The organism is Mesorhizobium sp. M0816, from assembly GCF_040320005.1.
In the GTDB taxonomy this organism is placed as follows: domain Bacteria; phylum Pseudomonadota; class Alphaproteobacteria; order Rhizobiales; family Rhizobiaceae; genus Mesorhizobium.
The window spans coordinates 1-21,429 of record NZ_JAMYOT010000040.1; the positions used below are offsets into that span (position 1 = coordinate 1).

Genomic DNA, 21,429 nt, shown 5'->3' on the forward strand with positions numbered 1-21,429 from the left:
GATAACATTTGCGGCAAGATGGCGTCAGACATTTCTTCCGATAGGAAGACGGAGGCGCTCGCGATGTGGCCGCGCTTACGATCGGGTACCAATCGTTAGATCTACTAAGTTTCGTCAACGATTTCGAGATGCACAACAGCACTGCCGAGCGCAGGAAAGGGCAACAAGATCATGCCAAGTAATAATCATGAACTAGCGTCTCTACTAACTTTTCACCCTGGAACATTTCCTTATAACGCCTATAGCCTGCCTCTCCCATCCTCTTCCAAGCCTCTGGTTGCCTGAGCATGTCCCGGATTGCTTTGGTTAAGCTGTCCACATCATCGGGTGTACATAAGACGCCAGCTTCGCCAGCTTCTCCATCAGACATAAGTCCTACTCGAGTCGTCACGATGGGCAACTTCAATGCCATCGCCTCCATTACAGCTATCGGACCCCCTTCCGATCGAGAGGACTGAACATAGACATCGGCTGCAGTTAAAACCTTCCAGCCTTCGTCCCGAATGCCCGCCCAATGAACATGGTAGGCTATTCCTAAATCCCTTGCCAAAGCCGGCAATTTCGATGTCTCAGAATCTACACCGATAATGATCAAGCGTACATCAGGGCAATCTCCGTGTACTTTCTGAAAGGACTTTAGCAAGATATCTAAGCCTTTGACTGGAGAATCGAAGGCGATACACGCAAGGACTTTCTCCTGGCCAGAAATTCGAAACTCACCTCTGAATTTGACTCTTAATTGCGCTGAGTTTGCTGAATTTAAAAACGCACCGTGAGATAATGTCGATAAATTACTGCTAACACCAGAATAGCTCATTATATTTCGTATTTCATTCGAAACACAGATAACCTTATCGTAAAGGCTTAGAACATATCTTCTCATTATGGGACTTGACACGCAATGCTCAGTATCAATTAACTTATTAACTCTCAACAGCCTGGCAATAATTGCAATTTCTAATAGAAGAGCTGAATTCGCAAAATTTACATGAATAATGTCTGGCTTCGCAGTGAAAATTAGTTTTAAGATTTTCAGAGGATTCCATTTCAATGTTACCGTTACAATGTCAACGTCCAGATCCTTTAGATCGTATAAATAGGCGCTGCTTCTAGGCAGGTCCTGATATTGCACAACAGTCCTGTAACCCAACTGGCGGCATTGGCGGGCCGTCTCAAGAAAAAAATGTTCTCCTCCTCCGTATTTGGTGCTTTTCGAACAGGTTATATACAGAACGGTTTTTTCCATAGTGTTCCTCAATTTCTTGAAACAGATTTGGCGCGCTGCTTATCCGCCGCGGCTTGACGATCGCGAAGACCAAGGTTCGGTACATCTGCAGCCTGCTTCTGAGGAGTCCGATCCACGCTTGATCGAGCACATGGCGATGGCGGTGATCGCACAGCCACCGACGAACAGTGGTCCTGCAAACGAACTCTCGGAGAAGAACCGACCGAGCAGTGAGAGCGAACTCGCCAGAAGACAATAACTGACCCAAAGCATAATGAGGCCATGCACGCGCCCTGGATGCGCCGCGTTTCGCCGAGCAGCAGGGTGCCGAGCCCGAACTCCCCCAGTTGAGCCAATAGCACCAATAAGAGCCGACGCCGAGCCAGTCGCCTCAGCCGAAAGCGAACGTGCGGTCAACCACCAGTATAGGAACCCCAAAGCGGCGTTAGTACAATTTCCGGTCGCTATAGCACCGGAATTTAGCTCGAAGACGGCATTTGCACTCACCGCAATCCGCAGGAATTTGGCGGTAGTTGAAAGGCCGAGCGTTCCTTGCCCGGTCGTTAGCGGACAATCGTGCGTTGAAGGCATCCGAGCGCTTTGATCAGCATTCATCAGCTAAGCCGCCAGACCTTTCTCGATCTGAGATGAGCAATAAGTTCTCAGGCGTCCGCGAGTCGCGATACAATTTCAGAATCTTTGACCAATGCCGCTTGATGGGCACCGTTGTCCCGTTCGAATTCATCTGACTGCGCTCGTGCCAGTGCTCCGAATCCCTCTGCGGAAGCGGACATGCTTGTTCACGAGGTCCTCCGATGGGAACCTCCTCATCCCTAGTCCTCCTCATTCCTGGTTGGGTCCCAACGGAGTTATCCATGTAGATGAAGCCCATTCACCAATCTCCTTGCCGGGCATCAATTCGGACCCACCCTCTACTCCCTCACGACGCGGGAGAGCTCGACATCGTTGGAGTTGGATGCGGCCGGCAAGCTCTCGCTGGTCGGCGACGAGGTCGGGACCGGCGAACCGGCCGGCTCGCTTGGCCCGTTTTCGCCCACGATGATGTTGACGAGGTCACCTGGCTGCAACAGGGTCATCCCGACGGACTCAATGCTGACCGGCCCCGCTGCCGATTGCCGCACGATTTGATAGGTTGCGCTGTTCGCGTCCTTGGCAAACTGGACGCGGGTCACCGGCAACGTGTACAGGACGCCTTCGCTGACGTTAAACTCGCGCACATTGGCCGCGATCTGGCTCTCCGTGGTCTCGATCTCGACCTCCAGATCGTTCCTGAGGTCGGCCCGGGTCCGCAACACCTCAGATTCCAGCGAAGCGAGGCGCTGATTGGCGCTCGCGTATTGGTTGAGGGCATCCTGCCGACGCTGTTCCGCGTCGGACAACTCACTCTGGATCTGATCCATCACCGCCATGCTGAGCACTTTGCGGTCCACGAGCGTGCGCATGCTGTTGACGCGCTCCTGGCGCAGCTTGACGAGTTTGTCGAGCGACTCCGTGCGTCCATAAGCGACAACATCCTGCCTGGCCGCCTCCAGCGCCCGCAGGTTCGCGCGCTCGCGATCCTTGTGCGCCGTGGCGACGGCCTTGCGCCGCTCGCTCTGCTCGTTGACGAGGTTAGCCGCTTCGGTCGCGCCGGCCAGTTCAAGCAACTGGCGCGGGATAGTGGGTGCTGTACCGTCGCGCTCGGCCTTCAGCACTGCCGCGCGCGCGAGCAATTTCAACAAGGCATCGATCGCCCCGCTCCGCTTCTGGGTCTCACGCACGGCTTCGATCTTCTGCCACGGCTCGCTCTCGGCCCGGTCGAGTCCGCCGGCCAGGGCGATCGCGTGGAGGACCGTCATGCCGGGCGCGTACTTGAACGAGCCTGGATTCTTGACCGGCCCCAGCACGTAAATGGGCGGGCGCTCCAGCGGCAGGATGTTGACCAGCCCCTTGCGGCCCAGCAGTTGATCGAAGGTTTCCACCAGGTCGGCCTGTACCTGTTGCGTTGACCGGTTGGCGACCGGAATGGAGCCAAGCAAGGGCAGGGAAATCGTGCCGTCCTCTTGGACAATATATTCGCCGCTCAGTTCCGGACGCTGCAGGATGCCGTGCAAGGCCGAGGACGCGCCCCCCCACTTGTCTTCCTCGACGTCGACGCGCTCGTAGAATGCGACCTTGAGGCGGTCGCCGACGCCGAACAGGGCTCCGGTTGGCATGCCTGGCGCGTTGCTGAGGGTTTTGGGGCGCTCGGCACTGGTGGGGACGGCAGGGACGACGGTCCGCTCGACCAACGCCGCGGCCGATGCATCCGGTCCCGTGCTGAGGATTTTGGGGGGCTCGGCACTAGTGGGGACCGCAGGGACGGCGCTCCGTTCGACGAACGTCGCGGCCGACGCATCCGGTCCCGACACGATCGCACGGGAGGGTTCGGCCATGGCTTGAACCGGTTGTTCTTGCCAGCTATCGATAGCAGCAGACACCTTCTGCGCCACGGCTCCGGAGACATCCTGGACCCCCTGCACCACGGTTCCGGAGACATCCTCGACCTTCTGCGCCACGGCTGCGGAGACAGCCTCGACCTTCTGCGCCACGACTGCGGAGGCAGCCTCGACCTTCTGCACCATGGCTGCGGAGGCATCTTCGACCTTCTGCACCATGGCTGCGGAGGCATCTTCGACCTTCTGTACCATGACTGCGGAGGCATCTTCGACCTTCTGTATCACGGTTCCGGAGGCATCCTCGACCTTCCGCATCACGGTTCCGGAGACATCCTCGACCTTCTGCGCCACGGCTCCCGAGGCAGCCTCGACCTTCTGCGCCACGGCTCTGGAAACAACCTCGATGGGTTCCCAGTTTCTGACTGCTCCCGCTCCCAGGACGGCGACCCCGGAGACCCCCAAGACAAGCAGGACGGCCTTCATTCCCCTGCGGCGGGCCGCCTGTGACGAGGGAGTGACGGGCTCGGAATTGTGTTTTGCATCCATGACCATGGCGCGTGGCTTTCACTTTTATTGGGTGGCCAGCCCGTCCCGAACTGGCGAGCATCGGTCGACGAGGAAGGCTCTGCCTTATCGTGACCCTTCACCGCCAGCGGCACAACTATCCCTTTGTAGGCACTCCTTCCGGATAAACACCCCCTCCGGCGAACCCGTCCAATGAGCAGATTGCTGCGCTGAAGGAGAACCTCTTTGATGGCAAACGGGACAAAGGCGATCGAACGCAACGAAGAGCCGGAAATAGTGGTCCGACGCAGCGTCTCGAACCCTCTGCGGCCCCAACATGCGTTCGCAGAATGGCTGGGCCGTCTCCAACTTCGTCGTCCAGGCCCTGGAGAACGAGCCAGTCACGACCTCAGACTCCTAGCCGCAAACCCGATCATTCTGCTATGTCGATGACCTGATCGACGGCTTGACTCGCCTGATGAATGAAGAGGCGACCTCGACGAAGCCGCAATTTTGGCAACCCTATCGAGGTAGCAATAGCAGAACTGGCCCGCCTCATCATTTCTCTCGCCGGATCTCACCAGGCTCGAATTTCGGCCTCAGCCACGGGACTTCCCCGGCAGCGCTGCCCCGATATGGGCCGCCCCAGGGGCCGCGGCAGGCAACTCCTCTATTGCTCGCTGCAGGTGCAACGCAAGGAAGGCAGACCATCGCCCATTTCGATGCCCGGAAGGTATCCGTGCTGTTGTGCGCGCTGCGGCTCATCGCGCTGGCCCACACCCAGTCGCCACGCCAGCTGTGGCACGTTGCTCCTCAAGCTGGTGAAGCTCGGGCGCTAGTCAGGATCAGCGCGCGCCGCGCCAAGATCGCCTTCTCCTCGGCCTGCGCCGTCATCCCAAAATGGCGGCTGGTCGCGGCGCGGCCCCCTGGGCCCGCGGTTCTCCCGCCTGACAGGCCGCGCCGCCCCGCGCCAGACCGGCGGCACCACCCACGCCCCACGGGAGACCAAGTCCGGCAACTCTCGCGGTCCGCGCATGTGGCGCCACGATGGTGCTGGCTGCCGCCCGGAGCGGCTGAAACCCAGGGCTCGCACTCCTCACTAAGGCCTCGGGCTTGAAAATCCGGGGTACCCCTCGACGAAGTTACCCTACGCCTAAAGAGGGTGTTCTTGTCTAGGGTTTTCCTAGCGTAAGGTAACACGGTCAAAAAAGAAACTATGCGAGGAGCGCCTTGCGAGACGCGCGTACCTCAATCGCGTCAGGGGAGGCTACGATGACAACGAAATCCTTGATGATCACAAAGTCTTTTATGACAGTGCTTGTCAGCCAAAGCGAGTTACTCCGAGAGGGCCTTGTTCTAATTCTGGATGCAGCAAAGTTTCGCATTCTTTTCTCTGCGGCTTGTGTTCACGACCTGCTGCAGAAGCCGCTGCCCAAGCACCGGTCCATCTTGCTCATCATGGATGTCGACGGTATTGATGCAGATGCTGGATTCGCACAAATTTCAGAATTTAAAGGGATTTATCCGACCAGCCATGTCGTTGCGCTAGCCGATCACTGTCGACCGAACGACATAGTTTCAGCCCTTCGTGCGGGAGCTGACGCGTATTTGACAAAAGTTGCCGCTCACGACACCTTCATCAAAGCTCTCGAATTGGTTATGCTAGGGCAGACGGTTCTACCTGCGGAAACTTCGACGTTTATTCAGGACATAAGACATGGTTTGAAATATGATGAAATAGCAGTACATGAGTTTACAAATGTGGCTGTTACAATGGAGAACGCTGATCGAAAACCATCAATGCTGTCAGCTCGGGAAGATTGTATTATACGTTGCCTGATCGGAGGGGAATCTAACAAGACAATCGCGCGCAAGATTAACATCGCCGAAGCGACGGTGAAGGTACACGTGAAGGCCATCCTTCGAAAGATTCGGGTCGGCAACCGTACCCAGGCTGCAGTTTGGGCGATGAACCATGGTATGCTCACTTCCGCTCCTGGCAAAGGTCCGTCAGGGACCGAAAACACGGCTACTCAGCCTTCTCACCATCCGCAAGAGCTACTTGAAGGACAAAAGGAGTACCACCTCCTCAAGAACACTCATCCGGTGTGAACCGCCTCCGGGTCTTGACAGCGACGGATCGAAATGGGGCGCTGAGGTGGACCCACCAACGGGACCACAACCCGGCCTTTAGTGATTGCCGTCGCGGATTTCGCAGACAGATCACGGCTTCATAGCGACGTGGTGTTAATCCAGGCCAGGTTCGACGCCCATCAGGACCACCGGGCCCATCAGGACCACCGGGAGGTTCAACCAACTGACCTGGAACGTCTTCCGCGATCATCTGGTGCTCGAATGCCACCCCGAAATGGGACGGCGACCTTTGGCACCCCAATGCCTACGTGCCGCTCACGGCCGACGTGCTGGAACGCAAGATCGAGCTCCTCGACAAGCACTTCGGAACGCGGCGCTCCAAGGACTGGTTCGACCGCCAGACACTCGCTGGGCTTGCGAGGTTGCGCTGGATGGAATGCCGGGCACCCGAGCATTTCGCCGAGGCTTTCACGCTCCGGAAGGGCAAAATTCTTTAGCAGTTTGCGAACATTCTCTCGCAAAAAAACTTACGGGGCGACCATCGAAAAATGGAGTGGGCCTTGAACTCACCGTGCGATCTGCTTAACTAGTTATTCTACAGCGGTCCGGCAAAAAGACATCTACAAGCAAAGATAGTACAGAACTAGCGATGCAAGCCGATCGTTTCTACTTTCCATTTTGAAGTTGAGGGATGTATCAAAGTGGGCAAGGCAAAAATAGCTCCTGGATTTTCGTTCAAAAAAGCGCGGATCGGAACGGTCGAGGGCGGAGAATCCGGGGTTCTGGTGTGGAAATGGGATCAACTGGTCGCGGTCCTTACTCAGATCGACGAGGAAGCCTACTCCACGAAGGGCAAATGGTTCCTCGAGACAGGCTTCGGGCTGCTGAGCGGGCAGCACAGGAATTTCGATACGATCGAAGAAGCCATAAGATGGGTGGCCAGCCACACTTTCCCTGACACTGCAGATGGATCGGCGGACTCAGCGGCAGAAAGTTAACCCGATTTGCGGTCAGCTTCCGGCTTGGCGGAAGTCGCGCATTCCCTTCTCAATCGGTCGTCCGCGAGGCAAGTTTCCTGTCGGCTGGAAGCTTCTTGGCTTGCGTGCCGATGCAGGTGCCGGCGAAGTCTTTCGGCCCATGTCTGATATCTACCCCGCGCTGGCGGGACTTAGACCCGTTTGTCAGACGGCCGTCACCTTATTGGTCCGCAACCGAAGTGAGGCGTGCTATCACCGGCAGTGCACCGTCGGCGGCCTATATCTTCTTCCTGACAGCCGCCTCGGCGCGGTGTAGCTGACGACGAGAGCGGCATGAGCACTCCACGCCTGAACATCCTGCAGGAACAGGGGACGGTATGTCTACGCCGGCTTGCCGTGGGGTCGAGCGCAGAGAGCTTCTGCGGCCGCACCCGGGGAGCATCTGTATTGGACGCACTTGTTCCTGTCGGCGTCCCAGACATGGCACTCCAAACCGCGCTCGAGGAAGCTCGGCGCGAGGACGGGACACTGGTTCTCGCCTTTCGTGGACGTGTGGCTGCCTGCCCGGGATCAGTTCACGGCCGCCTTGCTGCAGGGGGACGGATTTGGGCAAACGAAGGCTTTGCTCAGACATGCGGACCCCTCCATTCCGGCAGCAAGGTCTACATGCTCGGCTGAGGATTTACGCCTTCCCTGTAGGGTCTCGGATAGCATCTATGGTGGAGGCCCGAGGCGGACACACTGCCGATACTGCGCCCCTTGGAACAGCTTTCCAGAGGACTGCAGAACAAGATCATCGCGACGAAGCCGGGGCTTCGGAGCGCCCCGCCAAAATCCCCCTACAGCATGCTATCAGGAAGCTCGGGGCAACGAATCCGCACCGGGGCGCCCTGTATCTCGGGCGACTTCCAGATACCATTCAATGCAACGGAGATCCCGCGACTGTCACTAAGACGGCCCGCGGGATTCACCCGAGGCGGGCCGTCACATTGCTTGGGAACGCTTCAGGAAGAGTTCCTTCTCGCGAAGAGATCGTTGACCTTGTAGGCGACTTCCGTGCGGTTGGTCGCCTTCAGCTTCTTCATGATGTTTCGGATGTGGACCTTCACGGTGCTTTCGCGCAGGTTCAGTTCGTAGGCGATGATCTTGTTCGCTTTTCCGCGCCGGAGCGCCTGGGCGACCTCGGCCTGCCTGAGCGTGAACATGCCTTTCAAAGGCTGCGTGTCGCGGCTGTCCGAACCTATCAGGTGGCGCATGCAAAGGACACTGCTCGCAGTGACGAAGATGCCTCCCGCTGCCGCAAGGTTTATAGCCTCGACACAGACATCGATTCCGACCGAGGTCGGAATGTAGCCGCGCGCGCCGCATTCGAGAGCGGTCAGTATGTGTGCAAGATCTTCGGTGTCGGCCAGGATAACCACAGGGACTGATTTGAATTCGGACGAAATATGCCTAATCTCGTCTGCGATGCCATGATCGGTGACCTTCCGGCCGCCAAGGTTCAAGAGTATGGCTGCAAGGGGAGGGACCGAGCCCTTCTTCACGCGCCATTCATCGATTGAACCCATGGCCGCGATTTCCATGCCGAGCTCGTGGTCCGCGAGGGCAAGTGCGAGACACTCGCGGTCTAGGGGCCTTCCGTCCAGGACGAGGAGGCTTCCCCTGCCTGCTTGGCCGTGGACGCTTTCCGTTCCGCTGGACAGGACTCCTGACCGATTGGCCGAAGTGTAATTATGCCGTCCTGCTGCGGAACCCATGTCAATCCCCAATCTTTTCGCACACAAGCCGCGTTGCGGCTGCCAAAACTCCCCTCATTCTCTCGCAATCTGAAAGTCTGAATACCCAGCCCTGTCTTGAATGCGCTCGTGTGTGAATACCCAGCCCCTGTGAAAGCGTGAGGTTCACCCAGCTCGGGCGCCTTCAGCAGTTCTTCGCCCCCTAGCGAGAACAGCTTGTGCAGCCTATCGTCTATTTATAAGTGTTCTCTAACATAAGTTAATTTTTGGGAAATTTCACGTCGACGGTCTCGCCTGAGAGGACACGTGTTGAGACCGCGTCACCCCGCCCTGAAGGTCCCGCGAGTTCGATCGTGACGCGCGGGACCGGCAAGATTCAATGTCTGTGGCCATGTGCCACCGGTGAAACGATATCCGACCGCTCAAGGAATGCCAAGGAAGGGGATACCTCTAGGAGGTTGATTAACCGGGTTGGCGAAGACGCCATTCTCAGGAATGGGACCGCTTAGCCAAGCCCAATCCCAGCAGCCATTCGAGGACGATCGGTAGTTCCTCGCGATTGTAGAGAATTCCTGAAGGTGGATATTGGCATGACCAGGGCGCAGTTCGTGACATCCGGGGCCCAGCGTTTTAGTCCGAGAACACTTGGCTGTATCTGCCGCAATGTATGGGCAGCTTGCACGTATTGCGGCAGCACGTTCTCCTCATGTGATAGGCCATTTTGCCGTCGGTCATGGTAACCGGGCCTTTGCGGCTGCCCTCGTCAAGATAGACTGCGGCCCCGCCAGGTAAGCCGCGCACTACCGGCCCGGAAAACTCGTGTGGAACTGCTCCAGCGACGGCGCACTGTCGTCCAGCAGAAATCTTGCTGACGGCCCATGCACTGGCGCCCCGCACCGCGCCGCAGGGGGCGACGCGAAAGCCCCGCTAGGGACGATTGAACCCGAGCTAGAGGGGAATAACCTTTACCTGAGGTACTCGCTGTCGAATCCGGCTGTTTTGACCAGCTTCTTGCGGTTGATCACCTCTACACGGCCTGCCTTGAAAGCGACGAGATCGGCCTTGCGGAGTTCCCTCAACGTCCGATTGAGGTGAACGGTGGTCATTCCCAGGATGTCGGCCAATTCGTGCTGGGTAAGGGGACACTCATATCTTCCATGGGCCGACAGGCCAACGATCGAGAGCCTCTCCTCCAACTCGAGCAGGAAATGGGCGGTGCGACTCATCGCGTTTCGCCGCCCGGCATTCATGAGGTGTTCGGCAAGGATGGCGTTCAGGCGGGCCAGGGAGCAGGCGATAGTCTTGCCAAGGCGGCCTTCCGACAAGATGGCCTCTACTAGTTTCTTGCTGGAAATTTCATATGCAGCTAGTTCGGTTATGGACGCCAGGGACGCTAGACGGGGTCCGTCTACGGAACGGAACCCGACAATGTCCCCCGGCAGAGGAGTGTCGATGATCTGCCGTTCTCCGCCCAGTAGTCCGCGGTAAAGTAGGGCCCAACCGGATTTTACGATGAATATCCCATCGTTGTTGTCATCCTGGCGGCATATCACCGAATGGGGTTTGTAAATTCTTGGGATAATACCGAGAAAATCGTTGTTACCCCAATCGTCCTTCGAGAATGTCCCCCCTACGGGATGCGAGTGTATGAACTGCAACAGTGTTTGCATGTTGCTTCAATTTCCGCACAACCTACACTAATTGCTCCCGCACGAGTTTGACAGAAGGACCACCGACGGTAGAGGCAGGATTGCCTACTGTCCTCGTCTGTTTGAATGAGGTAGACTCCCTTGAGATCAAGGGATTGCAAGCATCATCAGGCAGTTAAGTCTTCCGGCTTCGGCGAGACGATCCACGCCAAGGCCCGCAGAAGTGTGGTAAGATCATTGCTCAGCAGCTGCTGGCCTGCGACCGGCTTCCTAGCTCTCGCCGGACCAAGTCAAGTGTCGGATCATCGGGATAAGTCGGCACAGTGAATCCCATGTCGCGTCGATCCCAATAGCAGCCCGATTTTCGTCTTGAGGCCCAGTCCTCCGGCACATCTTGCTAAGTGGGCGAGCGGATTTCGCGGCGCTGAAGCGCAGATTGCTGACCAGCAGTCGGACCATCGGCGCGACCGGAAATGGTTATCGCTGCTCCGGTGCGGCTCCGGGAGCGGCGGGAGCGGAGCCGGCGGACGGCGGGGAAGGCGGGGAAGGCGGCTGGGGAGGTTGATCGGGTCAGGTTGTGAGGGCCAGAGAAGGATTGCACGACTCTAGCGTTCCGTGGCTTTTGATCGATTCAGGAGGACGCCGAAGTATGATGTGTCAGAGCCGCACCTTTGGCAACGAACTCTCGCGAAGGTCGCTAGACGCGTGCGCTCGCAGTGTCTTTTGGACCGCATCACTATAGTTACGAGCGCAACACCAGTTGGGCATGAAGGGTTGATCACGGATCGCTTCGTCGATCCCGACTACGCCGGCGAATAGACATCAACGTGTCAATCGGCTCGGAACATTGACTCCACATTGGACTGGGCGTGAGCCCCATGTGATTTCACCCATGTCAATGATGATGTCGCTGATAAGTCGCAGGTCAGACTCTGGGTGAGACGTGACGGCAACGACCTTGTGAGGGCCTAAATGTCGGGACAACTCCACCATTCCACCACCTCTCGGGTCTTTCCAGAAGTGGAGGAATGCAAAAAGGCAATCTTCAGGGCCAATTATACCCAAGTCGCCATGTGCTGCCTCGCCCGGATGCACAAAGGCCGCAGGTGTACCAGTCGAGCAGAGGACCGCAGCAAAACGATGAGCAGAAAATCCGGCCTTGCCCATGCCCGTGATGTTCACTTTCCCTGGCAGGCTTCTACGGTTTTGATGGCGGCATCAAAGGCCGAGTTTAGCTCCACGGCTTCAATAGCTGCCGCTTCAGCCCGCAAAATTTGTGTGCCCGTTCTTGGATTTGTCATTTTCCATTTCCGATGAAACTTACGAAGACAACCTGCCTTCTATTTGGAAAGTCTGCAACGGGTTGTTTCTTCGCGTTCACCAAGGGCGAAGAAACGCGGAAGCCTGGCATCTGATTGAAGGTCGGAAAAGCGCGGCGCGCCAGTTGTCGCACCTCATTAGACCGTTTCGAGCCGGCTGAACCGAACCGGGATGAGTTTGCGAGTCTTCAGTTGCCCTGCCGAATCCTTGTCGATGACCGTCAGCAACTGCACATCTTCAGGTCCCACAGGCAGAACCAGCCGTCCCCCCGGCTTGAGCTGCTCAAGCAAGGCCGGCGGCGCGCGCCCAGCTGCGACGGTGACCAGGATCTTGTCGTATGGGGCGTGCTCAGGCCAGCCGCGCGACCCGTCTCCGACACGAATGCCGACATTGGATAAGCCGAGGTCCTGCAGCAGAGCCTCGGCATGGCTTGCGAATTCCTCGATGATTTCGACGCTCCAAACTTGCCCGGCGAGTTCCGCGAGGATTGCGGTTTGATAGCCCAGGCCGGTGCCAATCTCGAGCACCGCCTCGTGCGGTTGCGGCGCAAGGAGATCGGTCATGAGAGCGACGATGAAAGGCTGCGAGACGGTTTTATCGAAGCCGATCGGCAGCGGCATGTCCTGATATGCATAAGGTGCAACCGAGGCTGGCACGAAGAGATGCCGCGGCACTCGCCGCATCGCTGCCATCACCCGCTCATCGAGCGCCGCCTTGCCGAGTTCTTCGCTTGCAAGGTCGGTATGGATTGCAATCATCTCGACCATGTGCCTGCGTAGGACCGCTAGGTGCTCTTCGTTCATTGGCTTCATGACGGTGGGGCTTCCTCAACCAGCTTGCTGCCAGAGAGCCTTATATCCTGTTCGTCACGGTAGCGCCCGCCGTCGTTTCCATTACGGGTGTCCAGGGCAAGCGTGGGTGACAGTCTTGGCAGGCTATCGCCGGCGGCGACCCTGGAGATTCTGGGCGCCATATCGCCATAGCGGTGTGTCCCACGGCTATGGCGCGCATCAGCTTCGCCAGCCCCGGCCGGGAGCGCGAGGCGCCGGAGCCGTGCTCCTGATGGACCAAGCGGCCGCCGGCCGCCTTGTGTTCGTCGACTTGGGCGCTCGCCTGGTCCTCGGTCGAGACGCGGGCATCGCCAATGAGGCCGCAGCTGGGGGCACTCGCGATTGTGCGCGCATTCGGTCGTTTTTGACAGGGCTCTTTTTTGGGGTGTTTATACACATAAGGAATGTGCCAGAAAACGAACGTATGAATGCGTCTGGTGAGGCCTCAAGACGTCCCATCAGCCGACCGAGGCTTATAGTCCGTCGCGCAATGCCATATCTGGTGCACAAGAAATCTGTTTCTGAATGTGGCAAGGGAGACAGGGTTGACCCAAGCGTTGAAAGTTCCAGTTCAGAACGAACCGTTGGTGCTGTCCTATCTGGATCGGGCTGGGAAGATCGCTGTCGCTCAGGTTGCGGATGGATTCGGTATGTCCAAAGGTCAGCTTGCCGAAACGGCGGGTCTTGCACGGGAAACCTTCTATAGGGTTGAGCGTAGCCGTGCTGCAAAGACGCAAGGTCGCCTTCGTGAAATGCTTGAGATCATCAGCAGGGTGACCGACTGGGCTGGAGGCAAAGAGCAGGCGATGGCCTGGTACCGGGCGCAGCCGATACCGGCATTCGGCGGGCGGACGGCGGAAGCTCTGGTTAAGGAAGGCAAGGCCAGCGCGGTTCGCGACTACCTGGATCATGTCGCCGTTGGTGGCTTTGCTTGAGGTTTGCCGGAATTTGCTACCGCGCCCATGATCCGCGTTGGTTTTTCCAGCCGATCTCAGGGGACGGAGCGGCTATTCGGGGTGCCAGATTCAACGCGAAAGGTGTGCCTACGCTTTATCTGGCGCTCGACATCATGACGGCCGTGAAGGAGGGCAATTAGGGTTTTGCATATCGCATTGATCCCTGCGTGCTCTGCTCATACGAGATCGATTGCGATGACATTGTCGATCTGAGGACGGCGCAAGGCCAGGCCGACGCCGAGATCCGGTTCGAAGATATAGCTTGTGCCTGGATGAATTTTCTCGCGGATGTAAACGGCCGCCGTCATGGACCATCCATGACCGCCTCGTTGCTGAAGGCAAGTTCGGCATTCTCGTGCCAAGCTTCGCGCCAGGTGCCGACACATCCGATCAGAACCTCGTGCTATGGAGCTGGGGCGAGGTGCTCCCGCACCAGGTCAAGGTGATCGATCCCGGACGCCGGCTGCGTCGGAACCAATTGTCCTGGAGCTGACGCCGCAAGGGTCGGATCGATCTGCGACTCAGACGATTTACCGCGCCGCCCGCCCGAGCGTGCGTTCCGCGTCATTGTAGTAGTTCGAGGCCTGCTGGACGGAGCGATGCTGCGACTGCTGCATGGCTTCGTGCAACGGAATGCCGCGGCGTGCGGTTTCGGTGAGATAGCCGGAGCTAGGCCGTGGCGGAGAAGGCTTGCGGATCGAGCCCGGCCTCGGCGATGCGCCGCTTCAGGATCAGATTGACGGCCTGCGGCGTCAGGGCGCGCGCTTCGAGATTGCCCCAGCGGTCGAGGTCGCGAAACACGGCGCCTTCAGTGGTGCCGGCGCGTTTCAAACTGTTTTCGTAGCTGTTCCGGCCACGAGTGGCTGAGACCGCCCATGCAACACTGCTCGGAACCGTGTTTGTCGCCGCCGTCCAGGGAACATTGGCTGGCCTGATGTTCTGGTGGCTCGGCGTGCCCACCCCGGTCTTTTGGGGCCTTGTCATGGGACTTCTTGCCATCGTGCCTGTGCTCGGGGCATTTGTGATCTGGGTGCCGGCAGCGGTCTATCTCGCGCTGCAGGGGGCTTGGGCCAGCGCGGCGATATTGACGGTCTGGGGCGGCGTCATTGTCGGCGGCATCGACAATCTGCTCTATCCGATGCTTGTCGGGAACAGGTTGCGCCTCCACACGGTCGTGGCCTTTATCGGCTCGGTCGGCGGCATTGTCTTGTTCGGAGCATCCGGCCTTGTCCTCGGCCCCGCGGTGATCGCCATCACCATCAGCCTAATTGATGTGCTGAAGAACCGATTGACTGATCAGCCCGAGTCAGCGCCGACGCGCCCTGGTGAGCTACCGCATCAGTCCGCGACGGATTGATCAAGGGCGCGAAAAGGGCGCTGGCCTTCGAGTGGTAGCGCGAAACCTGAACAACCTCTGGGCAGACATCTCAATGAAGGCAAGCACATCAGCCAGGCTGCTGGATCGCTGCGAGCTTCCAGTCCCCGCCGTCCTGGCGCATGAAGGTCCACAGTTCGGTTGTCTCCGTCGGCCGATCGGCCTGGCCCTCAACGATCTTGCCGCTGATGCGATCGCGGGTCACGTCGCGAGATTCATAGCGCAAAGCAGCCGTCGCGTAGTCGCGATCACCCTCCCGCCAACTTTCCGCAATATCGGCCTCCAGCAGGCCCACATCCGACACCTCGTTCCTGAGGCCCTTTTTGGCGTTATCGGCAAGTTCCTCGGACAGATAGGAGACCATTTCTGGCGTCGCCAACCGGCGCAAGGCGGCGTGGTCCTCGCGCCCGAATGCTTCCTGAACTTCCGTCAGCCGGTGCTGGAACGTGTCCAGATCGGTTTGGGTGAGAGTGATCTCATCGGAAGCATTGTCTTGGTTCGTTCCGCCATATCCTGACCCAATGCCTGGAATGGGGAACGCTGTGGTGTTGCTCGGGTCAGGCCGGGCTGCAGCGCTTCGCCCAAAGGTCCCCGTACCCCGCGAGGCACCGGCCATAGCGGACGCCGGGCTTTGCGCCGCCTGCGAGCGGAAAAAGCGGATCGCCAGCATGATCGCGCCGCCGATCAGCAGCACTTGAAGCAAAAGACCCAACATGCCGGCCAAGCCGCCGAACCCATGGCCCAGTAGAACGCCGATCAAACCGCCGAGAAGCAGCCCACGCATCATCGATCCGCCGAGGCCGTTGAAGAAGCCCGGGCGCTGGAATGCCTGCGGCTGACGGGCCGCATTGTTCGTTGCCGCATTGGGCGTCATCGAGCGCTCGACCGGTGCGGCCGGTTGCGGCGCAACTCTGGTCGGCGGGACCGGCTGGAAAGTGCGCATGCCGCGACTGCCGAAGCTGCCGCCACGGCGCGCATCGGCGTGATCCACAGCGACCATGGAAAATGCCAGGAACAACCCCGCAAACAAAACTGCAAACCGTCCCCAACGCGAAATCAGCATAGGCAAGTCCTCAAGTGACACTCTTTCCGCTCATATGGGGTGCGTCGATCGAGATATCAGTGAATCGTCCGCCGAGATATTTTCGGGCGGCATGGTCGGCCGCCCGCCGGTGTTCACGACGAGAATGTCTGCCCTACCCAAGCGCGATGATCGCTGTTCGATCATGCAGGCTCCCGCACCCGGCCGACCGGCATCGGTCGCGTCAACAGCATCTGTCATGCAAGCCTCTGGTCATCGATCTCCCCGGCGATGATGCCGAGGGTCTCCCGGCGAAGACTCGATTGACATACAGCTTTCCTATGCACTATCAACATATCTGGAAAAACCTGCCATACAGGTTTGCCCACTCCTGAACTGGAGATTGCGTGAGCACGGCCGTACCCGCAAAACATTCCGACGCAGCGAGCCTGGTCAGCAATACGATCGGCGAGATCACGCGCCATATCCGCGCGAATGAGCTCGGGCCCGGCGACCGGCTGCCCAGCGAGGCCGCGCTTTCGAGACAATTGAGCGTCTCGCGTACCGTGGTTCGCGAGGCCTTCAGCTCGCTCGCCGCCATGCGGCTTATCGACCTGAGGGCGGGCAGACGGGCTACCGTCGCCGAGCTGGATTATGGCGCCATGTCACTGGTGATCGAGCATGGCGTCCACACCGAGCAGATCACGGTGCAGCAGATCTACGACGTGCGCCGCACGATTGAGACCCGCACCGCCATGCTGGCGGCCTTGCGCAGAACAGCTGACGAAGTGGAAAGGATCAGGACGCACGCGCTCGCCATGCGCGAGAATTTCCAGCGGCCGGAACAGGTCATGGAGCACGATCTCGCCTTTCACCTTGAAATCGCCAAGGCTGCGAAGAATCCGGTTTTCAGCCTCATCGTCGGCGCGTTCGAGCGCGTATCGCGCCAGACCTGGCCGATCGGCTGGCGGAGCCGCCCTTCCGATGCCGAGCAGTTGGAGATGATCCAGATCCATATCGACCTCGCCGAAGCAATCGAGACCGGTGATCCCCAGTCGGCGCGTGACCTGATGGCGAGGCATTTTGACGAGAGCGTCAAGGCCCTGCTGGCGGCCGGCATCGCCTGAGGAGCAGGGGCGCAATGAAGATCACGAAACTGGAAACGCTGCGGCTCAAGGAGCGGCCGAACCTTCTCTGGGTCCTGGTTCACACGGACGAAGGCCTCGTCGGACTCGGCGAGACCTTCTTCATGGCTGAAACCGTCGAGACCTATCTGCACGAATATGTCGCGCCGAGCGTGATCGGGCGCGACCCCTTGCAGATCGACCTGCTCGCCGCCGACCTCGTCGGCTATCTCGGTTTCCGATCGACGGGCGCGGAAGTCAGGGGCAATTCCGCTTTCGATATCGCGCTTTGGGATCTGTTCGGAAAGGCGACGGGTCAGCCGATCGCACAGCTCCTCGGCGGTTTCACACGGCACGAGATCAGGACCTACAACACCTGTGCCGGAACCGAATACATCAAGAAGGCCACCGGGCAGACGACGGCCAACTACGGGCTCGACAAGGCCGGCGACGCCTATGATGATCTGAACGGCTTCCTTCACCGCGCCGACGAACTGGCGCATTCGTTGTTGGAGGAAGGCATCACGGCCATGAAGATCTGGCCCTTCGACATGGCCGCCGAGAAAACGCGCGGCCAGTATATATCGCAGCCCGACTTGAATTCCGCGCTGGTGCCATTCGAGAAAATCCGCAATGCGGTCGGCGACAAGATGGACATCATGGTTGAATTCCATTCAATGTGGCAGCTGCTGCCGGCCATGCAGATCGCTCGCGAGCTTGCCCCCTACAAGACCTTCTGGCACGAAGATCCGATCAGGATGGACAGCCTGTCCAGCCTGAAACGCTATGCCGAGGCTTCGCTGGCGCCGATATCGGCTTCGGAAACGCTCGGTTCCCGGTGGGCCTTCCGCGACCTTCTCGAAACCGGAGCGGCCGGTGTCATCATGCTTGATATCAGCTGGTGCGGCGGGCTCTCGGAGGCGCGCAAGATCGCTGCCATGGCTGAAGCATGGCACCTGCCGGTCGCGCCACACGACTGCACCGGTCCAGTGGTGCTCGGCGCATCGACCCACCTGTCGCTGAATGCGCCGAACGCACTTGTCCAGGAGAGTGTCAGGGCCTTTTACAAGACCTGGTACCGCGACCTTGTGACCGCTTTGCCGGAGGTGAAGAACGGCATGATCACCGTGCCTCCCGGACCGGGCCTCGGCATGGAACTGAACCCGGAGATCGATCGCGCCTTCACGGCGCTTCGACGGGTGAGCGACGCATCTACTCTCTGAAAATGAACCTGAAGCAGCTTTCTACGGAGGAGGAGAACCATGAAGAAGCTACTTATCTCGGCAGCCTTGGGAGCAGTACTGGCTGGAGGCTCGGCAATCGGCTCACGCGCACAGGAGCCGATGAACATCGTCTTCACGCATCATTCGTCGGCGTCGAACCCGTTCTGGCAGGCGGTGAAGAAGGGGTTTGACGACGCCTGCGCCAAGATCCAAGCCAATTGCCAGATGGTCTTCACGCAGACCGAAGGCTCGATCGAGCAACAATCGGCCAACATGCAGGCGGCACTCGCGGCAAAACCGGACGCGCTGATCACCTCGATCGTCGACAACAATGCCTTCGACCAGATCATCGCCGACGCCCGCGCTGCCGGCGTCACGGTCATCGCGTCCAACGTCGACGACACCGAAGGTGCAGCCGGCAATGCCCGCCAGGCTTTCATCGGCCAGGGCTTCATTCCCGCCGGCTACGAACTCGGCAAGAAGATGTCCGAGTTCTTCCCCAAGGAAGGCAAGATCAGGGCGCTCGTCGGCGTCTCCGCGCCCGGTCAGAACTGGTCGGAACAGCGCGCTGCCGGCGTCATGAAGTTCCTTGAGGAATACAAGGCCGCGAATGCCGGACGCGAAGTGGTCATTGAACGGCTCGACACCGGCACAGATGGCGCCGTCGTCGCCGATCGTGTTGGCGCCTATCTGTCTGCCCACCCGGACACCACGGTGTATTTCGACACCGGCCTTTGGCATGCCTACGTGGCCCAGGTCCTGATCGATCGCGGCATCGAGCCGGGCAAGGTGCTGATGGGCGGCTTCGACATCGTCTCGGAAGTCCTGCAACAGATGGAAGCGGGTTACATCCAGGTCCAGGTCGACCAGCAGCCCTACATGCAGGGCTTCATGCCGGTGATGGAAGCCTATCTCGCCAAGAACGTCGGTCTGCTGCCGGCAGACATCGACACCGGCAAGGGCATCATCGTCAAGGAAGACGTGCCAAAGCTCAAGGAACTGGCCGCACAAGGCGTGCGGTAGGCGCGAAGCCGGCGTCCTCTCCTCGTTCTTTACGCGGAGAGGGCGAGGGCGAGGGCCAGGGAGCAAGGCCTTGGGCGTCGGCTCCGTCCCACCTCCAACGGCATCTCCCTTGTCAAGGGCGGTAGAAGACAGACTGCCGCCATGCCCTTGCCGATGCGACAAGCCAGCGCAAACAATCCCAAGCCGGAGCGAATGATGAAGCGCTTGATGAAGATTTATCTGGAGAAGCCGGAGCTTGCGGCGGTCGTGTTCCTGCTCCTTCTCCTCCTCGTCTTTCAGATTCGCTCGAACGGCGTATTTCTGAACACACAGAACGTGCGCGGAATGCTTGGGCTGCTGCCTGAAATGGGGCTGGTCGCGATCGGCGTGACCCTGCTGATGATATGCGGCGAGTTTGATCTTTCGGTAGGCTCGGTATTTGCGCTGACCCCGATGACCATGGCGGTGATGCTGGCGGCAGGCGTGCCGTTCGCGCCAGCCTTTGCCGCCGGGCTCGCGATCGCCGCCCTGATTGGCTTCTTCAACGGGTTCATAACGATTCGTTTCGCGATACCAAGCTTCATCACCACGCTTGGCATGCTGTTCATCGCGCGTTCGCTGACGGTGGTAATCTCCGGTGGCTTCCCTCCTGTTATCCCAGCCAACGCTCTGCCCAAATGGCTGTTTACGATCTATGTGGGGCCGGGCGACCTCTTTCGCATGTCGTTCTTCTGGTTTCTCGCCGTGGCAATCCTGGTGACGGTGCTTCTGTCGCGCACGAATTTCGGCAACTGGGTGCGCGCCACCGGCGGCTTTCTGCCCGCCGCGCAATCGATGGGCATCCCGACGGCCCGGGTGAAGGTCGCCTGCTTCATGATCTGTTCGGTGCTCGCCGGCTTTGCCGGCACCATTCAGGTGATGCGGCTCGGCGCGCCGCTGCCCTCGATCGGCGAGGGGCTGGAGTTGCAAGCCGTGTCGGCTGCCGTCATCGGTGGCGCCTCGCTGGCTGGCGGCATCGGCACCATCTTCGGCGGCATCATCGGGGCTGCCCTTATCCGCGTCATCGACAACGGACTGGTGCTGAGCCAGGTTGACGCCAACTGGTTCAAGATGGCAATCGGCTTCCTGACTATCTTCGCGGTCGTCGTGAACGCCTGGCTTCGAAAGCGGGGCAGGGCAATGAAGGTGGAGACCTGATCATGGCGGTACCCATCATCGCGATCAAGGGACTCCAGAAATGGTATTCCGGCGTTCACGCCTTGAAGAACGTCACTCTGGACATTTATCCAGACGAGGCGCTGGGCCTTGTCGGCGACAACGGCGCCGGCAAATCGACGCTGATCAACATCCTGTCAGGCACCCAAAAGCCCGATGGCGGCGAGATCAGAATCGAAGGTGAACCGGTCCGATTCTCGAACCCGCGCGACGCCATGGATCGCGGCATCGAGACGATCTACCAGTACAATTCGATGGTCCCGACCATGACCATCGCCCGCAACGTCTTCATCGGACGCGAGCCGGTGAAGGGCTCGGTTTTCGGCATCGGCATCCTGGACCAGAAGCGCATGCGTGACGAAAGCGTCAAGGCGATCGCCGACGTCGATCTGCATCTAAGATCACCCGACGCGCTGGTCGGCGAACTGTCGGGCGGCCAGCGCCAAGGCGTGGCGATCGCCCGGGCCATGCACTTCAAGTCGAAAGTCATGATCCTCGACGAGCCGACCAATCATCTCTCGGTGAAGGAGACGCGAAAGGTGATCGGCTTCGTTCGCGCCCTCAAGGCCCAGAACATCACCAGCGTCTTCATCAGCCACAACATGCATCATGTTTTCGAATGCTGTGACCGGGTCGTGGCCATGGCGCGCGGCGAGATCGTTCTCGACAAGCGGATCGGCGAGACTTCGATCGAGGAAATCCACGAGGTTTTGTGACGCGAAGAAGCGATCACTCGCGAG

18 protein-coding genes and 3 pseudogenes are annotated in these 21,429 nt (G+C 59.1%); 11 read left to right on the forward strand and 10 right to left on the reverse strand.

What is annotated here, in order from left to right:
* Positions 1-169 precede the first annotated feature (169 nt).
* On the reverse strand, positions 170-1,246 hold the full coding sequence (locus NKI17_RS32755; RefSeq protein ID WP_352907459.1) for a glycosyltransferase family 4 protein: 1,077 nt from the start codon (positions 1,244-1,246) through the stop codon (positions 170-172).
* A gap of 911 nt (positions 1,247-2,157) precedes the next feature.
* A complete protein-coding gene (locus NKI17_RS32760; protein ID WP_352907460.1) occupies positions 2,158-4,215 on the reverse strand; it encodes a polysaccharide biosynthesis/export family protein in 2,058 nt (685 codons plus the stop codon).
* 1,224 nt (positions 4,216-5,439) lie between these two features.
* On the opposite strand from NKI17_RS32760, the gene NKI17_RS32765 reads away from it, so the two are divergent.
* The 3 genes and pseudogenes from NKI17_RS32765 to NKI17_RS32775 all read left to right on the forward strand — a co-directional run bounded on the left by NKI17_RS32765 (position 5,440) and on the right by NKI17_RS32775 (position 7,259).
* Positions 5,440-6,279, forward strand: coding sequence for a LuxR C-terminal-related transcriptional regulator (locus NKI17_RS32765; protein ID WP_352700553.1), 840 nt, complete (start codon positions 5,440-5,442; stop codon positions 6,277-6,279).
* 102 nt (positions 6,280-6,381) lie between these two features.
* Positions 6,382-6,758 (forward strand): annotated as a pseudogene (locus NKI17_RS32770) (PIG-L deacetylase family protein); the annotation flags it as partial.
* A gap of 204 nt (positions 6,759-6,962) precedes the next feature.
* Entirely contained in the window at positions 6,963-7,259 is a 297-nt protein-coding gene (locus tag NKI17_RS32775) for a hypothetical protein (RefSeq protein ID WP_352700554.1), read from the forward strand.
* A 983-nt stretch (positions 7,260-8,242) separates the two neighbouring features.
* Here the strand turns inward: NKI17_RS32775 and NKI17_RS32780 are convergent.
* From NKI17_RS32780 to NKI17_RS37185, 6 genes are all read right to left on the reverse strand, one after another.
* Positions 8,243-8,995: a LuxR C-terminal-related transcriptional regulator gene (locus NKI17_RS32780; RefSeq protein WP_352700555.1), complete on the reverse strand. Its 753-nt coding sequence runs from the start codon at positions 8,993-8,995 to the stop codon at positions 8,243-8,245.
* A 944-nt stretch (positions 8,996-9,939) separates the two neighbouring features.
* Entirely contained in the window at positions 9,940-10,644 is a 705-nt protein-coding gene (locus tag NKI17_RS32785; RefSeq protein ID WP_352700556.1) for a Crp/Fnr family transcriptional regulator, read from the reverse strand.
* Between the two features lie 801 nt (positions 10,645-11,445).
* Entirely contained in the window at positions 11,446-11,790 is a 345-nt protein-coding gene (locus NKI17_RS32790) for a phosphoheptose isomerase family protein (protein WP_352700578.1), read from the reverse strand.
* An 11-nt stretch (positions 11,791-11,801) separates the two neighbouring features.
* The gene (locus tag NKI17_RS32795; RefSeq protein WP_352700557.1) at positions 11,802-11,924 is read right to left on the reverse strand and encodes a hypothetical protein; all 123 of its coding nucleotides are present in this window, start codon (positions 11,922-11,924) and stop codon (positions 11,802-11,804) included.
* 156 nt (positions 11,925-12,080) lie between these two features.
* Positions 12,081-12,755, reverse strand: a complete 675-nt coding sequence (locus NKI17_RS32800) for a protein-L-isoaspartate(D-aspartate) O-methyltransferase (RefSeq protein ID WP_352700558.1) — start codon at positions 12,753-12,755, stop codon at positions 12,081-12,083.
* A 40-nt stretch (positions 12,756-12,795) separates the two neighbouring features.
* Positions 12,796-13,170: a recombinase family protein gene (locus tag NKI17_RS37185; protein WP_502894685.1), complete on the reverse strand. Its 375-nt coding sequence runs from the start codon at positions 13,168-13,170 to the stop codon at positions 12,796-12,798.
* Positions 13,171-13,318: 148 nt separating this feature from the next.
* On the opposite strand from NKI17_RS37185, the gene NKI17_RS32810 reads away from it, so the two are divergent.
* Both NKI17_RS32810 and NKI17_RS32815 read left to right on the forward strand, forming a co-directional pair.
* The gene (locus NKI17_RS32810) at positions 13,319-13,708 is read left to right on the forward strand and encodes an MbcA/ParS/Xre antitoxin family protein (protein WP_352700559.1); all 390 of its coding nucleotides are present in this window, start codon (positions 13,319-13,321) and stop codon (positions 13,706-13,708) included.
* A pseudogene (locus NKI17_RS32815) lies at positions 13,705-14,222 on the forward strand (RES family NAD+ phosphorylase). The gene NKI17_RS32810 and the pseudogene NKI17_RS32815 overlap by 4 nt, the downstream one beginning before the upstream one ends.
* Positions 14,223-14,259: 37 nt before the next feature.
* On the opposite strand, the pseudogene NKI17_RS32820 reads toward NKI17_RS32815, so the two are convergent.
* A pseudogene (locus NKI17_RS32820) lies at positions 14,260-14,560 on the reverse strand (site-specific integrase); the annotation flags it as partial.
* A gap of 64 nt (positions 14,561-14,624) precedes the next feature.
* On the opposite strand from NKI17_RS32820, the gene NKI17_RS32825 reads away from it, so the two are divergent.
* Positions 14,625-15,086 carry an AI-2E family transporter gene (locus NKI17_RS32825; RefSeq protein WP_502894686.1) on the forward strand — a complete coding sequence of 154 codons (462 nt, stop codon included), beginning with the start codon at positions 14,625-14,627 and terminating at the stop codon, positions 15,084-15,086.
* A gap of 88 nt (positions 15,087-15,174) precedes the next feature.
* On the opposite strand, the gene NKI17_RS32830 is transcribed toward NKI17_RS32825, so the two are convergent.
* The gene (locus NKI17_RS32830) at positions 15,175-16,164 is read right to left on the reverse strand and encodes a Tim44 domain-containing protein (RefSeq protein WP_352700579.1); all 990 of its coding nucleotides are present in this window, start codon (positions 16,162-16,164) and stop codon (positions 15,175-15,177) included.
* Positions 16,165-16,532: 368 nt separating this feature from the next.
* Here NKI17_RS32830 and NKI17_RS32835 point away from each other — a divergent pair, with 368 nt between their 5' ends.
* The 5 genes from NKI17_RS32835 to NKI17_RS32855 all read left to right on the forward strand — a co-directional run bounded on the left by NKI17_RS32835 (position 16,533) and on the right by NKI17_RS32855 (position 21,405).
* A complete protein-coding gene (locus NKI17_RS32835; RefSeq protein ID WP_352907463.1) occupies positions 16,533-17,252 on the forward strand; it encodes a FadR/GntR family transcriptional regulator in 720 nt (239 codons plus the stop codon).
* Positions 17,253-17,266: 14 nt separating this feature from the next.
* Positions 17,267-18,472: a mandelate racemase/muconate lactonizing enzyme family protein gene (locus tag NKI17_RS32840; protein ID WP_352700561.1), complete on the forward strand. Its 1,206-nt coding sequence runs from the start codon at positions 17,267-17,269 to the stop codon at positions 18,470-18,472.
* 39 nt (positions 18,473-18,511) lie between these two features.
* Positions 18,512-19,495, forward strand: coding sequence for a sugar ABC transporter substrate-binding protein (locus NKI17_RS32845; protein ID WP_023678770.1), 984 nt, complete (start codon positions 18,512-18,514; stop codon positions 19,493-19,495).
* A gap of 195 nt (positions 19,496-19,690) precedes the next feature.
* Positions 19,691-20,671: an ABC transporter permease gene (locus tag NKI17_RS32850; RefSeq protein WP_352684039.1), complete on the forward strand. Its 981-nt coding sequence runs from the start codon at positions 19,691-19,693 to the stop codon at positions 20,669-20,671.
* Positions 20,672-20,673: 2 nt separating this feature from the next.
* Positions 20,674-21,405, forward strand: a complete 732-nt coding sequence (locus NKI17_RS32855; protein WP_352700562.1) for an ATP-binding cassette domain-containing protein — start codon at positions 20,674-20,676, stop codon at positions 21,403-21,405.
* The last annotated feature ends 24 nt before the right edge of the window (positions 21,406-21,429 follow it).

Excerpts from the sequence above, each read along its gene's own strand:
- NKI17_RS32800 (WP_352700558.1), bottom strand. The coding sequence starts at position 12,755 with ATGAAGCCAATGAACGAAGAGCACCTAGCGGTCCTACGCAGGCACATG.
- NKI17_RS32855 (WP_352700562.1), top strand. The coding sequence starts at position 20,674 with ATGGCGGTACCCATCATCGCGATCAAGGGACTCCAGAAATGGTATTCC.
- NKI17_RS32850 (WP_352684039.1), top strand. The coding sequence starts at position 19,691 with ATGAAGCGCTTGATGAAGATTTATCTGGAGAAGCCGGAGCTTGCGGCG.
- NKI17_RS32780 (WP_352700555.1), bottom strand. The coding sequence starts at position 8,995 with ATGGGTTCCGCAGCAGGACGGCATAATTACACTTCGGCCAATCGGTCA.
- NKI17_RS32765 (WP_352700553.1), top strand. The coding sequence starts at position 5,440 with ATGACAACGAAATCCTTGATGATCACAAAGTCTTTTATGACAGTGCTT.
- NKI17_RS32790 (WP_352700578.1), bottom strand. The coding sequence starts at position 11,790 with ATGGGCAAGGCCGGATTTTCTGCTCATCGTTTTGCTGCGGTCCTCTGC.
- NKI17_RS32840 (WP_352700561.1), top strand. The coding sequence starts at position 17,267 with ATGAAGATCACGAAACTGGAAACGCTGCGGCTCAAGGAGCGGCCGAAC.
- NKI17_RS32845 (WP_023678770.1), top strand. The coding sequence starts at position 18,512 with ATGAAGAAGCTACTTATCTCGGCAGCCTTGGGAGCAGTACTGGCTGGA.
- NKI17_RS32795 (WP_352700557.1), bottom strand. The coding sequence starts at position 11,924 with ATGACAAATCCAAGAACGGGCACACAAATTTTGCGGGCTGAAGCGGCA.
- NKI17_RS32755 (WP_352907459.1), bottom strand. The coding sequence starts at position 1,246 with ATGGAAAAAACCGTTCTGTATATAACCTGTTCGAAAAGCACCAAATAC.
- NKI17_RS32785 (WP_352700556.1), bottom strand. The coding sequence starts at position 10,644 with ATGCAAACACTGTTGCAGTTCATACACTCGCATCCCGTAGGGGGGACA.
- NKI17_RS32760 (WP_352907460.1), bottom strand. The coding sequence starts at position 4,215 with ATGGTCATGGATGCAAAACACAATTCCGAGCCCGTCACTCCCTCGTCA.